The sequence below is a fragment of the Streptomyces olivochromogenes genome (assembly GCF_001514115.1).
Classification (GTDB): Bacteria; Actinomycetota; Actinomycetes; order Streptomycetales; family Streptomycetaceae; genus Streptomyces; species Streptomyces olivochromogenes.
Map to the genome: position 1 here is coordinate 161,375 of NZ_KQ948455.1, position 15,017 is coordinate 176,391.

General features: G+C 69.6%; 11 protein-coding genes. 2 read left to right on the top strand and 9 right to left on the bottom strand.

What is annotated here, in order from left to right:
• Positions 1-162: 162 nt before the first annotated feature.
• Positions 163-432: a type II toxin-antitoxin system antitoxin gene (locus AQJ27_RS60805; RefSeq protein WP_079065012.1), complete on the bottom strand. Its 270-nt coding sequence runs from the start codon at positions 430-432 to the stop codon at positions 163-165.
• Positions 429-1,322, bottom strand: coding sequence for an SPFH domain-containing protein (locus tag AQJ27_RS15875; RefSeq protein ID WP_067368293.1), 894 nt, complete (start codon positions 1,320-1,322; stop codon positions 429-431). The genes AQJ27_RS60805 and AQJ27_RS15875 overlap by 4 nt, the downstream gene beginning before the upstream one ends.
• Before the next feature lie 424 nt (positions 1,323-1,746).
• Here AQJ27_RS15875 and AQJ27_RS15880 point away from each other — a divergent pair, with 424 nt between their 5' ends.
• The gene (locus tag AQJ27_RS15880) at positions 1,747-4,047 is read left to right on the top strand and encodes a transglycosylase domain-containing protein (protein WP_067368296.1); all 2,301 of its coding nucleotides are present in this window, start codon (positions 1,747-1,749) and stop codon (positions 4,045-4,047) included.
• 104 nt (positions 4,048-4,151) lie between these two features.
• Here the strand turns inward: AQJ27_RS15880 and AQJ27_RS15885 are convergent, their stop codons facing one another.
• From AQJ27_RS15885 to AQJ27_RS15915, 7 genes are all read right to left on the bottom strand, one after another.
• The gene (locus tag AQJ27_RS15885; RefSeq protein ID WP_067368299.1) at positions 4,152-5,615 is read right to left on the bottom strand and encodes a catalase; all 1,464 of its coding nucleotides are present in this window, start codon (positions 5,613-5,615) and stop codon (positions 4,152-4,154) included.
• Positions 5,616-5,748: 133 nt separating this feature from the next.
• Complete coding sequence (locus AQJ27_RS15890) at positions 5,749-7,914, bottom strand: ATP-binding SpoIIE family protein phosphatase (RefSeq protein WP_067368302.1); 2,166 nt, start codon at positions 7,912-7,914, stop codon at positions 5,749-5,751.
• Between the two features lie 319 nt (positions 7,915-8,233).
• Positions 8,234-8,926 carry a cytidylyl-2-hydroxypropylphosphonate hydrolase gene (gene fomD / locus AQJ27_RS15895; protein WP_201264299.1) on the bottom strand — a complete coding sequence of 231 codons (693 nt, stop codon included), beginning with the start codon at positions 8,924-8,926 and terminating at the stop codon, positions 8,234-8,236.
• A 126-nt stretch (positions 8,927-9,052) separates the two neighbouring features.
• Positions 9,053-10,453, bottom strand: coding sequence for a class II fumarate hydratase (locus AQJ27_RS15900; protein ID WP_067368308.1), 1,401 nt, complete (start codon positions 10,451-10,453; stop codon positions 9,053-9,055).
• A 138-nt stretch (positions 10,454-10,591) separates the two neighbouring features.
• Positions 10,592-11,428, bottom strand: coding sequence for a helix-turn-helix domain-containing protein (locus tag AQJ27_RS15905; RefSeq protein WP_067368311.1), 837 nt, complete (start codon positions 11,426-11,428; stop codon positions 10,592-10,594).
• A gap of 325 nt (positions 11,429-11,753) precedes the next feature.
• Positions 11,754-12,257 (bottom strand): SH3 domain-containing protein, encoded by a 504-nt coding sequence (locus AQJ27_RS15910; protein ID WP_079065014.1) that lies wholly within the window; start codon positions 12,255-12,257, stop codon positions 11,754-11,756.
• 177 nt (positions 12,258-12,434) lie between these two features.
• Positions 12,435-14,105, bottom strand: a complete 1,671-nt coding sequence (locus tag AQJ27_RS15915) for a fumarate hydratase (RefSeq protein WP_067368317.1) — start codon at positions 14,103-14,105, stop codon at positions 12,435-12,437.
• A gap of 177 nt (positions 14,106-14,282) precedes the next feature.
• On the opposite strand from AQJ27_RS15915, the gene AQJ27_RS15920 reads away from it, so the two are divergent.
• A complete protein-coding gene (locus AQJ27_RS15920) occupies positions 14,283-14,975 on the top strand; it encodes a DUF1707 SHOCT-like domain-containing protein (protein ID WP_067368320.1) in 693 nt (230 codons plus the stop codon).
• Positions 14,976-15,017 lie beyond the last annotated feature (42 nt).

The following is a 15,017-nucleotide window of genomic DNA, read 5'->3' on the forward strand; positions in this document are numbered from 1 at the left end:
TCGGCTTTGAGGGGCGCGGGGAACTGCGCGCCAAGCCCCCACCGACCCGCAGCCGACGAACGGCCCCCGGCCTTCAGGGGCGCGGGGAACTGTGCGACAAGCCCCCACTCACCCGCAGGCAGCAGGCAGGCGGGCGCGGTGGGGAGAGGAACCCGGCTGTGCCTACTCCTCCGCGTCCGGCGCGGAAGCGGACGGTCGCCCCCGTCGAGGAATCGGCCCCGCCCCACCCGGCAACCGCCCCGCCTCCGCCAGCGCCCGCCGCAACAGATACTCGATCTGCGCGTTGGCCGAGCGCAGCTCATCCGTCGCCCACCGGGCCAGCGCTTCATGGACGAGCGGATCCAGCCGCAGCAGAACCTGCTTGCGCTGCTGAGGCTGAGGCCGCGGCTGTGGCCGACGCTCGGGGACCGACCCCCCGGAGGGATCCGTCACTGGTAGAGGGAGCCCGTGTTCAGGACGGGCTGCGGAGCCCGGTCACCGCACAACACCACCAACAGGTTCGACACCATCGCCGCCTTCCGCTCGGGGTCCAGCTCCACCATGTCCCGCTCGGCGATCCGGGCGAGCGCGGCCTCGACCATCCCGACCGCCCCGTCCACGATCTCCCGCCGCGCCGCGACCACCGCCCCGGCCTGCTGGCGCTGGAGCATCGCGGAGGCGATCTCGGGAGCGTACGCGAGATGCGTGAAGCGCGACTCGATGATCGAGACCCCGGCCGCCTCCACGCGCGCGTGCAGTTCGACGGCGAGCTTCTCGGTGATCTCCTCGGCGTTGCCGCGCAGCGAGAGACCGTCCGCTTCGTGGGCGTCGTAGGGGTACTCGATCGCGATGTGCCGTACGGCAGCCTCGGTCTGTGTGGCGACGAACTCCAGGAAGTCGTCGACCTCGAACATGGCCTGCGCGGTGTCCTTGACCCTCCAGACGACGACCGCGGCGAGCTCTATCGGGTTGCCGTAGGCGTCGTTGACCTTGAGGACGGCGGTCTCGTGGTTGCGCACCCGGGTCGAGATCTTGGTGCGGGAGGTGAAGGGGTTCACCCAGCGCAGCCCGTCCCGGCGGATCGTCCCTCGGTACCGCCCGAAGAGCTGGACGACCCGCGCCTCACCGGGCGCCACCGTGTTCAGCCCGCACATCGCGATGAACGCGGCGAGGCCGATCAGGATGCCGGGGACGATCAGCGCGGCCTTGGCCCCGCCGGCGTCGACCGTCGTGGCGGCCGCGATCGCGCCGGCGCCGAGCAGCAGTCCGACCAGCCCGAACAGCAGCGCGAGCCCGCCGCCGATGCTGTGCGCGGCGAACTCCCGTACCCGCGGATCGGGCATCCGCGGCACATCCGCGAGAGCCGAGGAGCCGCTCGCAGTCGATTCGCCGGTAGTCGAGCCGTTGGGAATCGAGCCGTTGGGAATCGAGTCGTGTTCCGGCATTGGTGCCCCCCGTTGTCGTGGCCATCCAGGTCTATCTAAGTGATATCACTTTACCCGGCACGACAACCTTCCACCCCTCCCGCACGTCGATTGAGATGGGGCGGATGCGTTGTCCTGGGTGGTACGTGCTGATTGTCACGTCCGCAAAAGACCGGATCGACAGCCCTTTGTCATAGCGCGTGGTGTTAGTTTGCTGAGCTGACCTCAGCGGCGAACCTGTGTGACGCGCGAACACGAACGCGACACCCGAGCGCGTGAGTGAACGCGGCAGGACACGCGTACAAGAGAGCGCGACACGAGAGCGAGCGGAGCGGACGCAGCCATGGGACGAGCGGAAGAGAGACGAGCGCGGCAGCACGGTGGCCGCCGCGCGGCGGCCATGCCCTCGTCCGGAGGAAAGCCCCGCCGCACCGGCATACGCCGGTTCGTGAACTGGAAGACGATCATCGGCACCTTCCTGGGCTTCTGTCTGCTCGGCATGGGTGCCTTCGTCGTGCTCTACATGGTGGTGTCCATACCCCAGGGCAACGCGGCCGCCACGCAGCAGAGCAACATCTACAAGTACAGCGACGGCAGCACGCTCGCCCGAACCGGCAAGGTCAACCGCGAGATCGTCGGCCTGGACAAGGTGCCCAAGGCCGTCCAGAAGACCTTCGTCGCCGCGGAGAACAAGTCCTTCTACAAGGACGCCGGCGTCGACCTCAAGGGCACGGCCCGCGGTCTGATCAACACCCTGTCCGGCAAGGGCAAGCAGGGTGGTTCGACGATCACCCAGCAGTACGTCAAGAACTACTACCTGACCCAGGACCAGACCGTCACGCGCAAGCTGAAGGAACTGGTCATCTCGCTGAAGCTGGACCGTCAGCAGTCCAAGGACGACATCCTCGCGGGCTACATCAACACCAGCTACTACGGCCGCAACTCCTACGGCATCCAGGCGGCGGCCCAGGCGTACTACGGCAAGGACGCGAGCGAGCTCTCCGTCGAGCAGGGCGCGTACCTCGCCTCGCTGCTCCAGGCCCCGAGCCAGTACGACTGGGGTGCCGCCACGGACACCGGCAAGCGGCTGGTCACGGCCCGCTGGAACTACACCCTCAACAACATGGTCGAGGAGGGCTGGCTGCCCGCCGCCCAGCGCGCGACCATGAAGTTCCCGGTCCCGCAGGACCCCAAGGGCGTGCCCGGCATGGAGGGCCAGACCGGTTACCTGGTGGACGCGGCCAACAGTGCGCTGGCCAACCGGCTCGTGGCCCAGGGGTCCGCCGCCAACTACGAAGACGCCAAGGCGCTGGTCGACGCGGGTGGCTGGACGATCACGCTCAACATCGACAAGAAGAAGCAGACGCAGCTGGAAGTCGCCGTCAAGACGAAGCTCACCGGCAAGCTGGACGCCAAGAAGCGCAAGGTCGACGGTGATGTCGAGGCCGGTGCCGCGTCCGTCGACCCCAAGACCGGCAAGGTCGTGGCGATGTACGGCGGCGAGGACTACTTCAAGCACTACGTGAACAACGCGACCCGTCGCGACTACCAGCCCGCCTCCACCTTCAAGCCGCTGATCTTCGCGGCGGCTCTGGACGAGCAGGCCAAGACGCAGGACGGCCAGGACATCACGGCGGACACGGTCTACGACGGCACCAGCGGTCGCTCCGTCAAGGGCAGCAGCATCGGCTTCGCGCCGCCCAACGAGGACGACCAGGACTACGGCGACGTCACCGTCCAGACCGCGATGAACAAGTCCATCAACTCCGTCTTCGCGCAGATGGGCGTCGACGTCGGCATGGACGAGGTCCTCAAGGTCGCCGGCAAGCTCGGCATGGACACCAAGGGCGTGCAGGCGGTGCCCGCGCAGACCCTCGGCACCATGGGCGCGAGCCCGCTGGAGATGGCCGGCATCTACGCGACCCTCGACAACCACGGCCGGAAGGTCACCCCGGCCATCGTCGCCTCGGCCGAGCACAAGGACCGCCCGGTCGACTTCCCGAACCCGATCGGCGACTCGGTCATCAGCTCCCAGGCGGCCGACACGGTCACCTCGGTGCTCACCGGCGTGGTCAACGACGGTACGGCCCAGGTCTCGGTGGCCCAGGCGGTCGACCGCAACGACCAGCAGGTCGCGGGCAAGACGGGTACGTCCGACAACAACAAGTCGGCCTGGTTCACCGGGTACACACCGAACCTGGTCACCTCGGTCGGTCTGTTCGGAGAGGTTCCCAAGGACCGCAAGGACAGCGCCGGCAAGGTGGTCAAGCAGGGTACGCAGGTCTCCCTGAAGGGCGCCGCGGGCGGCGGCCGTGTCAACGGCGGCGGCTTCCCGGCCCAGATATGGGCGGCGTACACCTTCAACGCGATGGGCAGCGTCACCACCTTCGACCTGGACACCACCCAGGGCGCGGCGATGGCGCCCACCACCACGCCGACGATCAGCGACACGCCGAGCGAGACGCCGTCGCAGACGCCGACCACCGAGCCACCGACGAGCGAGCCGCCCACCACCAGCGCGCCGCCGACCCCGACGTCCGAGCCCCCGACCACCCCGACGACGACGGCCCCGACCACTCCGACCGGGACCCCGACCGACGAGATCACACCAGAGGACCCGTTCAACCCGGACAACCAGCAGTGACGGAGCAGTGACCGCGCAGTGACCGACAAGGGCGCGAAGACCGGTACGGCCGGTCTTCGCGCCCTTGTCGTGTGTTCCGGAGAGTGTCGTGTGTTCCGGAGAGTTCAGCCTCCGTTGACGTCGTGGGCGATCCGGTCGCCCAGTTCCTTGTCGATGTTGCGCCAGTACTGCAGGGCGCGGTCCAGGACCGGTCGGGAGACGTCGGCCTTCAGGTGGCCGCTGACGTTCGAGACCAGGCGGTCGCGGGCCGCGTCGTCGAGGACCTGGCGGACCATCGTGCCCGGCTGGCCCCAGTCGTCGTCCTCGGAGTGCAGCTTGTACGCCTCGCGCACCAGCTCGCCCGTGGCCTCCCAGCTCGCCGGGTCGCCGAACTGCCCGTAGTCGGCCGCGGGGCCGCCGTAGGAGTTGGGCGCGTACGGGCGCGCCGCGAGCGACGGCTCGTAGCGCATCGGGCCGTCCTTGGCGTACGAGTTCACCGGGGAGTGCGGGCGGTTCGGCGGCAGCTGGGTGTAGTTCGGGCCGATCCGGTACCGGTGTGTGTCCGGATAGGAGAACAGCCGGCCGAGCAGCATCTTGTCCGGCGAGGGGCCGATGCCCGGCACCAGGTTGGACGGTTCGAAGGCGGCCTGCTCGATGTGGATGAAGTAGTCCTCGGGGTTCTTGTCGAGGGTCATCCGGCCGACGTCGATCAGCGGATAGTCCCCGTGCGGCCAGACCTTGGTCAGGTCGAAGGGGTTGAAGCGGTAGTCCGCCGCGTCCTCGAACGGCATGATCTGGACCTTCAGGCTCCAGCTCGGCGCGTTCCCGGACTCGATCGACTTGTAGAGGTCCATGCGGTGCAGATCCGGGTCTGTACCGGCCAGCTCGTCGGCCTCCGCCTGGGTGAGGAAGTCGATCCCCTGGTCGGTCTTGAAGTGGTACTTCACCCAGAACTTCTCACCGGCGCCGTTGATCCACATGTAGGTGTGGGAGCCGTAGCCGTTCATGTTGCGGTAGGTCTTCGGGATGCCCCGGTCGCCCATCAGATAGGTCACCTGGTGCGCCGACTCGGGCGAGAGCGTCCAGAAGTCCCACTGCATGTCGTTGTCGCGCAGCCCGTTGTCGGGGCGGCGCTTCTGCGAGCGGATGAAGTCCTGGAACTTGATCGTGTCGCGCACGAAGAAGATCGGGGTGTTGTTGCCCACCAGGTCGTAGTTGCCCTGCTCGGTGTAGAACTTGAGCGCGAAACCACGGGGGTCGCGCCAGGTGTCGGGCGAACCCTGCTCGCCGGCCACGGTGGAGAAACGGGCCAGCATCTCGGTGCGTTTGCCCGGCTGGAAAAGATCGGCCTTGGTGAACTGACTGACATCGTTCGTTACTTCGAAGAACCCGTATGCGCCACTGCCCTTGGCATGCACCACCCGCTCGGGGACCCGCTCCCGGTTGAACTGGGCCATCTTCTCGATGAGGTAGTGGTCCTGGAGCAGAATCGGGCCGTCGCGACCGACGGTCAGCGAGTGTTCGTCGCTCTCCACCGGAATGCCGACGTTGTTCGTGGTGTACGGAGCCTTCTGGGGTGCCTGCGTCACGAGCGTCCTCCCGTCAAGAAGAGAGTCTTCAGATCGCTTCGCTCACCTCAGCAGTCAACTCTGCCGACAGGATGTCGGCAACCGGGCCGCCGTGGGGCGAGGCGGATCGCGTACCCCTCGCCCCCCGGTCCATTCAGCCCCGGTTCAGTTCGAACCAGACCACCTTTCCGGTGCTCAGGCGCGTGGCGCCCCACCGTCTGGCCAGTTTGTTGACCAGATACAGGCCACGCCCGCCCTCGTCCGTGGCGCGCGCCTGCCGCAGCCTGGGCAGCTGCGGCACGTCGTCGCCCACCTCGCAGCGCAGCACGTCCGTGCGCAGCAGACGGAGGGTGACCGGGCGTGACGCGTAGCGCACGGCGTTGGTGACGACCTCGCTGACGAGCAGCTCCACGGAGTCGCTCATGTCCTCCATACCCCAGCGGGACAGCGCCCGGCGGGCCAGGCGCCGGGCCCGCCCGGGAGCCGCGTCCTCCGGCTCCAGATGCCAGTACGCCACATCGCTCGGCGCGATCCCGTCGAAGCGGGCGGCGAGCAGCGCGATGTCGTCGTCCCGGTCGCCCGGACCGAGCATGTCCAGCACCTCGTCGCAGAGCGCTTCCAGCGGCGGCGGATGGTCCGGTCCGGTGAGCTGCGCGGTGGCGGCGAGCTTCTCGCGCAGTTGCTCTATGCCGGTCCACACATCCCTGAGGCGCGATTCGACCAGGCCGTCCGTGTACAACAGGAGCGTCGCCCCGGCGGGCGCGTCCAGCTCGACCGCCTCGAAATCCACTCCTCCTACGCCGATGGGGGCGCCCGGCGGCACCCGCAGCACCTCGGCCCGGCCGCCCAGGTGCAGCAGCACCGGCGGCGGATGGCCCGCGTTGGCGATGGTGATCCGGTGCGCGACCGGGTCGTAGACGGCGTAGAGGCAGGTCGCCATGCGGTCGGTGCCCAGGCGCTGGGCCTGCTCGTCCAGGTGGTGCAGCACCTCCTGCGGGGGCAGGTCGAGCCCGGCGAGGGTCTGCGCGGTGGTGCGCAGCTGGCCCATGATCGCGGCCGAGGTCATCGAGTGGCCCATGACGTCACCGACGACGAGGGCGACGCGGCTGCCCGGCAGCGGGATCGCGTCGTACCAGTCGCCGCCGACCCGGGCGGTCTCAGCGGCCGGCAGATAGCGCGAGGCCAGCCGCACACCGGTGGGGCGCGGCAGCGTCTCGGGCAGCATGGTGCGCTGCAGCTCGTCGGCGATGTACGCCTCGCGGCCGTAGAGCACCGCCTTGTCGATGCCGAGCGCGCTGTGCGTGGCGAGCTGGGCCGCGACCAGCAGATCGTCGGTCTCGAACGCCATCCGCTCGGGGCGGCGCACGAAGAGTGCCGCGCCGATCACCCGGCGGCGCCCGCGCAGCGGGGCGAGGATCGCGCGCTGGCCGGTGGGCACGATCAGCTCGTCGCCGAGCAGCTCGGGCAGCGCGGCCCGGGCGGCGGGCGCGTCCGCGAAGACCGGGCGCACGCCGCGCAGCACCTCGGCGAGGGCGCCGCCGGGGCGCACCTCGCACAGCTCGGCCGTCATCGCCGAAAGTTCGTTCGGCTCGGGCCGCAGTGCGGGCATGAAGCCGTTCTCGGTGTCGCGCTCCTCGGGGATCCGGTCGGTGCGCCGCAGCCGCAGCACGAGGGGCCCGGTGGGCCGCTCGTCGCCGACCGGCAGCGGGTCGCGCAGATAGACGAGGATCGCGTCCGAGAAGGTCGGCACGGTGGCCCGGCACAGACCCATGACGATCTCGTCCAGGTCGATGCCGCGGGCGATCCGCCGGGTCGCTGCGCCCACGAAGCGCAGCCGGTCCCCGTCACGCCGCATCGGCATCGGGCCCGCGTGCGGCAGCCCCTGCCCGGTGCGCCGGTCCGTGCCCGCGGAGTTCCCGGACGGCCGGTCGCCCTCCATGCCCGGCTGGGCCGGGATGCCCTCGGGAGCCGGGCGCGGGCGGTGCGCGTCGGGCTCGCTGGCCGAGGGCTGGGAGTGCTCGGGGCCGGGAGAGGCGGGCGGCGGCGTGGACGCGCCGGTGCCCGAGGGCGACGGTGTGTCGGTGCTCGCCGACGCCTGGGTGGCGGACGATCCGTGCTGGCCGTAGGGCGTGCTCGGAGCGGAACCGGTGGGGGCGTCGCCGCTGCGGGCGGGTTGTGCGGGTAAGGCGCCGGGCGCGCGCTGCGGCTCCGGGGTACGCAGGAGCGCCCCGCGGGGGTCCGCGGGGGTGGAGGGCCGGCCGGCGCCGCTCTGGCGGCGCTCGTGCGAGGTGGGGTGCTCCGTCACGCGTGTCGAATCCATCCGTCCGGGGCTGCGCGCCGTGCGTGCAGTTCGTCCCGCAGCCCCGATACCCGGAATGTGTGTCCCGGGAACGGACTCTGCGCGTCGTCAGGACGGGGCCTGCCCGTCGCCGACGTGAACGCCGTCGTCGGGCCGAACGCCCTGTGCGGCCCGGTGGGCCGGCCGCCGACCGTACCGCCGTGGCCCTCGTACCCCTCGCTCACGTCCTGCCGCCCCTCGGTGACGTATGGTCAAGCTCAGCGCATGCTGCGGGAGTTGCTGCTGTGCGCCCTTGCGGAGGACGATCCTACGGTTGTACCACGGGGGCGCATCAAGGGTCTCATGAGGACACGTGCGCGGGCGTACGGTCCCAGTCATCCGGCAGGGAAGGAACCGGCCAGGCGGGATCCGGGCGCCAGTGCTGCCAGCCGTCCGAGAACGGCGCGCCCCAGGCACGGATCACCTCCACCGCGCAGTGCCCTGCCTCTCGTACCTGTGCGGCCAGTTGAGTATCCATCAATCCGGCCCGTTGCGCCTGTGCGAACTCGTCTTCGTCGAGCCAGTGCCAACTGCGGTCCGGGTGCACGGAGATGTCCAGGAAGTGATCCTCGGAGTCGACCCCGCCCTCCCAACGGGCGAGCGGCGCCTCCAGGTTCACGTACCAGTTCTTGAACCGCCAGCCCGGTTCCCAGAACAGCCACACTGACCAGGGCTCGCCGGGCCGCGCCAGCTTCAGCACCCCGTTGCCGAACCAGCGGTCCCGCTGCACCGTTCGCGCCTTGGTGTAGCGGGACTCCAGCGGTTCTCCGTGCACCGGTGTACCGTCGGCGAGCACGGGCTTCACGCACTCGGTGCCGGGCGCCATCCACACCGCGAGCAGTTCCTCGTCGTCGCGTACGACGGTCACGGGGCGGCAGATGTGGAAGTGCTCACCGGCGTTCTCCCGGTACCGCCACAGAATGTGACTCCCGGGGGTCCAGTACACCGTCGACCCGCCCGCCGCCACTCGCCTCACCGCTCCACCCTCTGCCATGACCAGATATTAGGTGCCACAGGCATACGACGCTGCGGTGCGCGTCACGGTTCGCGCCATGGAGCGAATGACGTAACGAAGGCGTCATCCAATGGCTTCCAAGGTCATCCGGGGGGTGAACGCCGTTTACGGATGCGTCATCCTCAGGACATCGAGCGCCTCGTCCAGCTGTTCCAGGGTGAGGTCACCGCGCTCCACGTACCCGGAATCCAGGACGACCTCGCGGATCGTCCGGCGCTCCGCCAGTGCCTTCTTGGCCACCTTGGCGGCCTCCTCGTAGCCGATGTACTTGTTGAGCGGCGTCACGACCGACGGCGAGGACTCGGCGTACTCGCGGGCCCGTTCGCGGTGGGCGACGATCCCGTCGACGGTGCGATCGGCGAGCAGGCGCGAGACGTTGGCGAGGAGACGGATCGACTCCAGGACGTTCTTCGCGATGACCGGAAGCATGACGTTCAGCTCGAAGTTGCCGGCGGCCCCGGCGACGGCGACCGTGGCGTCGTTGCCCATCACCTGGGCCGCGACCATGAGCACCGCTTCCGGAATGACCGGATTCACCTTGCCGGGCATGATCGAGGAGCCGGGCTGGAGGTCGGGCAGGCTGATCTCGGCCAGCCCGGTGCGCGGACCGGACGCCATCCACCGCAGATCGTTGGCGATCTTCGTCAGCCCGACCGCGATGGTCCGCAGCTGCCCGCTCGTCTCGACGATCCCGTCCCGCGCGCCCTGTGCCTCGAAGTGGTCACGGGCCTCGGTGAGCGGCAGTCCGGTGGTCCGCGCCACCTCCGCGATGACGGCCGCGGAGAACCCGGGCGGCGTGTTGATCCCGGTGCCCACGGCTGTCCCGCCGAGCGGCAGTTCGGCGAGCCGGGGCAGCGAGGCCCGGAGGCGCTCGACGCCGTACCGCACCTGCGCCGCGTACCCCCCGAACTCCTGCCCGAGCGTCACCGGTGTGGCGTCCATGAGATGCGTACGCCCCGACTTCACGACGTCCGCGAACTCCTCGGCCTTGCGCTCCAGGGCGCCCGCGAGGTGTTCCAGGGCCGGAACGAGATCCCGTGTGACGGCGGCGGTGGCCGCGATGTGGATCGAGGACGGGAACACGTCGTTCGACGACTGCGAGGCGTTCACATGGTCATTGGGGTGTACGTCCCTGCCGAGCCGCTCGGTCGCGAGCGTGGCGATGACCTCGTTGGTGTTCATGTTCGAGGACGTTCCGGAACCCGTCTGGAAGACGTCCACCGGGAAGTGTGCGTCCCAGTGGCCCTCGGCGACCTCGCCAGCCGCCTCCTGGATGGCCTCGGCCACGTCCTTGTCGACCACCCCCAGCTTCGCGTTGACCCTGGCGGCCGCGCCCTTGATCAGCGCCAGCGCCTCGATGTGCGCGCGCTCCAGACGCTGGCCCGAGATGGGGAAGTTCTCCACGGCCCGCTGGGTCTGGGCCCGCCACTTCGCGTCCGCGGGCACCCTGACCTCACCCATGGAGTCGTGCTCGGTCCGGTACGGGGCTGCCTGTTCGTCGGCCATCGACGATCACCTCCAGTGGGGACAGCATCGCGGACGTGCCCCGTGTTCCCGGCAAGGCGGCTCCCGTTTCTCCCGGGAAGTCAGCCCCGTGAGCCGCTCGCCCGAGGAGTCAGCTCCGTGAGCCGCTCTCCCGGAGAGTCAGCTCCGTGAGCCGCCGAGCGGGCCGGTGCACGCCGACGTCCCGCCGACCGTGGCGCAGGCCTCCGCCCCGCGAGGGCTCGACGTGGCCAGCATCGGGCTGCTGTAACCGTCCGAGGGGTCGCCCGGGTAGGCGGCGGACAGCTCGTCCTGGTCCGATCTGATCGAGATCTCCCGCGCCCCGCCGCTCCTGGTGCGGACCTCCGACCAGACCGTCGCGCACGAGGGGGAGAAACGCAGCAGCACGACCTGCCCGGCCCGCGTGACGGTGCTCTCCGTACGCGCGTCACGGCCGCAGGCCTCGGAGGTCGGGAACTGCCCCTGGCAGTCGTGGCCCCGGCAGGCGGAGCTGGCGGGGGCCACGGGCTGGTCGGGGTCGAGGACGTCGGTGGCGCCCGCGGTGACCACCACCGTGGCCGCCATCGCCGCGAGGGCGATGACGGCCCGGTTGGACCCCCGGACACGCCGGCCCCGAACCGGCGCGTCCGGAACCACGGCCTGTGGGACCGGGGCCCCCGGGGGCGGGGTCGCCGCCCTGGACTGGGCCCGGGACGCGGCGTCCCACAGGGAGAGAAGGGGACCCGGGTCGGTGTCCGCCAGACGGCCGAGCGACTCGACCGCCGAGCGCGGCGGAAACTGATCACCGCTCAGGTAGCGGTGCCAGGTCGACTTGCTGAACGGGGTGACGGAGGCCAGCGCGGCCAGACTCAGCCCCGTCCGCTGCTTGAGGCACCGGAGCCGCTCCATCAGCAGCTGCTCCTCGTCGATGTCCTCTGTGCCGACGTCCTCCGCAGCGATGCGTTCGGTATTGATGCGTTCGGTGCCGATGCGCTCCATGCAGATATGTTCTGTTCCTGTACGTACTGCCTTGCTGTGTTCTGTCTCGTCCAACGAGTCGGGCAGCGGCTGTCTCTTGACCCTCACGTGGCTCTTCCTCTCGCTCCCTCGCCCTGCCGGGGTGACCGCCCTGATGTGTTCCCTCGTGCGGTGCCCGGGCACACCCCGATCGCCCGAATGCGAACCGAATATGAAGGGGAGTTGACCTGCTGTTTCGTCAGGGGAGTGGGGTCGTCGGCTGATCGACTTGTCCTACCGGCCGGCGGGGCGGACCTCGCCCCGCCGGCCGGCGCCGGACCTCAGGAGGCGAGCGGCGAGGTGTTCGTCAGCACCAGCGGACGGTGCGGCTGTTGCGGACGTAGTGGGCGGAGACGTAGCCCCGGCCGTGGGCGAGCTTGTACCAGCGCGAGTTGCCCATGACGGAGGAGCCGCTCTTCTTGCAGACGAGAGTCACCACGCGGCCGGGCCGCCGCGAGCCGACGATCCGGTAGCCGGTACCCGGACCGGACCGGACGTGCAGACGCGTGTGGTGGGTCGTCACCCGGCCCAGGACGTGCCGGGTGAGGTGGTGGCGGGCGTGGGTGATCGCGTAGTGCTTGTAGTGGTGCCTCGGGGCCAGTGGCAGGGTGTGCGCGGCGCTCTGGAGTCCGGGGATCGAGGACAGCGGGGACGCCGGGTACCAGCTCGACGACGCGACCGGCGAGGACGCGGCGCCCCGGCCGGGAACGTGCGGGGCGGCCGGGGCGGCGGAGGCGACGGCTGTCACCGGGAAGACGGCGACAGCCGCGATCGCGGCCACCAGGCCGTTGCGCAAAGTGCGACCAATCATGGGATTTCCCTCCGAGATGACCTGCGGACCACAGGCTGTGATCCGGTCATCACGGAGGGTTTCCGGCAAAGCTCACAAAAATGCTGTCCCACTCGTTCCTGGGACGAAGTGGGACAGCATCGGGGCGTGGCGGGACGCGTCCGGGCAGCGAACAGCTGCCTCCGGCGTCCCGGGACGCTACGCCAGCCCAGGTCCCCGTACCGGGATCGACGTGAACGTCGGGGCCGGGGCCGGGTCCTGGAAGAAGTCGTTGCCCTTGTCGTCGACGACGATGAACGCCGGGAAGTCCTCGACCTCGATCTTCCAGACGGCTTCCATGCCGAGCTCCTCGTACTCGACGACCTCGACCTTCTTGATGCAGTCCTGGGCGAGCCGCGCGGCGGGGCCGCCGATGGAGCCGAGGTAGAAGCCGCCGTGCGCGTCACAGGCGCCTGTGACCTGCGCGGAACGGTTGCCCTTCGCGAGCATCACCTTGGAGCCGCCCGCGGCCTGGAACTGCTCCACGTAGGAGTCCATGCGGCCGGCGGTGGTGGGGCCGAACGAACCCGACGCGTAACCCTCGGGGGTCTTGGCCGGACCGGCGTAGTACACCGGGTGGTCCTTCAGGTACTGCGGCATCTCCTCGCCCGCGTCCAGCCGCTCCTTGATCTTGGCGTGCGCGATGTCGCGCGCCACGACGAGCGGGCCGGAGAGCGAGAGCCGGGTCTTGACCGGGTACTTCGTCAGCTCGGCGAGGATGTCGTCCATCGGCTGGTTCAGGTCGATCCGCACGACGTCGTCCCCGGCGGAGTCCAGGTGCTCGTCCGTGGTCTCCGGCAGGAAGCGCGCCGGGTCGGTCTCCAGCTGCTCCAGGAACACGCCCTCGGCGGTGATCTTCGCGACGGCCTGACGGTCGGCGGAGCAGGACACCGCGATCGCGACGGGGCAGGACGCGCCGTGCCGCGGCAGACGCACCACGCGCACGTCGTGACAGAAGTACTTGCCGCCGAACTGCGCGCCGATGCCGATCTTCTGGGTCAGCTCGAAGACCTTCTGCTCCAGGTCCTTGTCCCGGAACCCGTGACCGAGCTCCGAGCCCTCGGCCGGAATCTCGTCCAGGTAGTGCGCGGAGGCGTACTTCGCGGTCTTCAGGGCGTACTCGGCGCTCGTGCCGCCGACCACGATCGCCAGGTGGTACGGCGGGCAGGCGGCCGTGCCCAGCGAACGGATCTTCTCCTCCAGGAACTTCATCATGGAGGCCTCGTTCAGAACGGCCTTCGTCTCCTGGTACAGGAAGCTCTTGTTCGCCGAACCGCCGCCCTTGGCCATGAAGAGGAACTTGTAGGCGCCGCCGTCGGTCGCGTACAGCTCGATCTGCGCGGGAAGGTTGGACCCGGTGTTCTTCTCCTCCCACATGGTGAGCGGAGCCATCTGCGAGTAGCGCAGGTTCAGCTTGGTGTACGCGTCGTAGATGCCGTGCGAGAGGGCCTCCTCGTCGCCGCCCTCGGTGAGCACGTTCTGCCCGCGCTTGCCCATGACGATCGCGGTGCCGGTGTCCTGGCACATGGGCAGCACGCCTGCGGCCGCGATGTTCGCGTTCTTCAGCAGGTCCAGGGCGACGAACTTGTCGTTGCCGGACGCCTCGGGGTCGTCGATGATGCGCCGCAGCTGCGCGAGGTGCGCGGGCCGCAGATAGTGCTGGATGTCGTGGATGGCCTCCGCGGCGAGCTTGCGCAGCGCCTCCGGCTCGACCTTGAGGAACGTGCGCCCGTCGGCCTTGAAGGTGGAGACACCCTCGGAGGTCACCAGCCGGTACGGGGTGGTGTCCTCTCCCTGGGGGAGCAGATCGGTGTACGCGAACTCAGGCACTAGCCCATTCCTCACTCGACAGACAGCGGCATGCCTCCATTGGCAGCGTCCACCAGCGTAGAACCTGGCGCGGACGCTGAGTCTGTGAGGTAAGGCTCAGTTGGCGTGAAGGGGCGGTTTTCCACAGGTCGCGAGAAGGGGTAGTCGCGATCTATCGCGTTTGGGTACGCTGCTGTCGTGGACCTTCAGAAGCGCACCGAAACCCGGGCCTCCGACGCCGAACTCCGGGCCTCCGACGCCGACCGTGACCGGATCGCCGACATTCTGCGCGATGCCCTCGCCGAGGGGCGCCTCACCGCCGACGAGCACGCCGAGCGGATCGAGGGGGTGCTGGCCACGAAGACGGTGGGAGAGCTCGACCGGTTCGTCCAGGACCTGCCCGCCGCGCGCGCGGGCCGCGCGACCCCCGCGTACACGTCCGTGCCCAACCGCCCCCAGCCGGGCGGCATCCCGGCGGAGGCCGACGAGAACGTGGTGGCGGTGTTCAGCGCCGCCGTGCGCAAGGGCCGCTGGCGCGCCGGGCGCCGCATCCACGCGTACGCCGTCTTCGGCAGCATCGACATCGACCTCAGCGAGGCGATCTTCGAGTACCAGCAGGTCGTGATCAAGGCGATCTCGGTGTTCGGCAACGTCGAGATCAAGGTCCCGGAGAACGTCTCGCTGCGCGGCAGCGGCGGCGGAGTCCTCGGCAACTTCGAGACGCACACCACGGACGGGGGCGACCCCGACGCCCCCGTGGTGTACGTCGAAGGCTTCGCGGTGCTGGGGAACATCGAGGCGCGGCCCAAGCGCGGCAAGCTCGTCGCCGACATCCTCGACCGCACGATGGACCGCGTGGACAGGACTTTGCGCAAGCACCTCGACCGTTGACGCCTGTGAACGCGACGGCGCGCGGGGCGCATTGGTCCACTT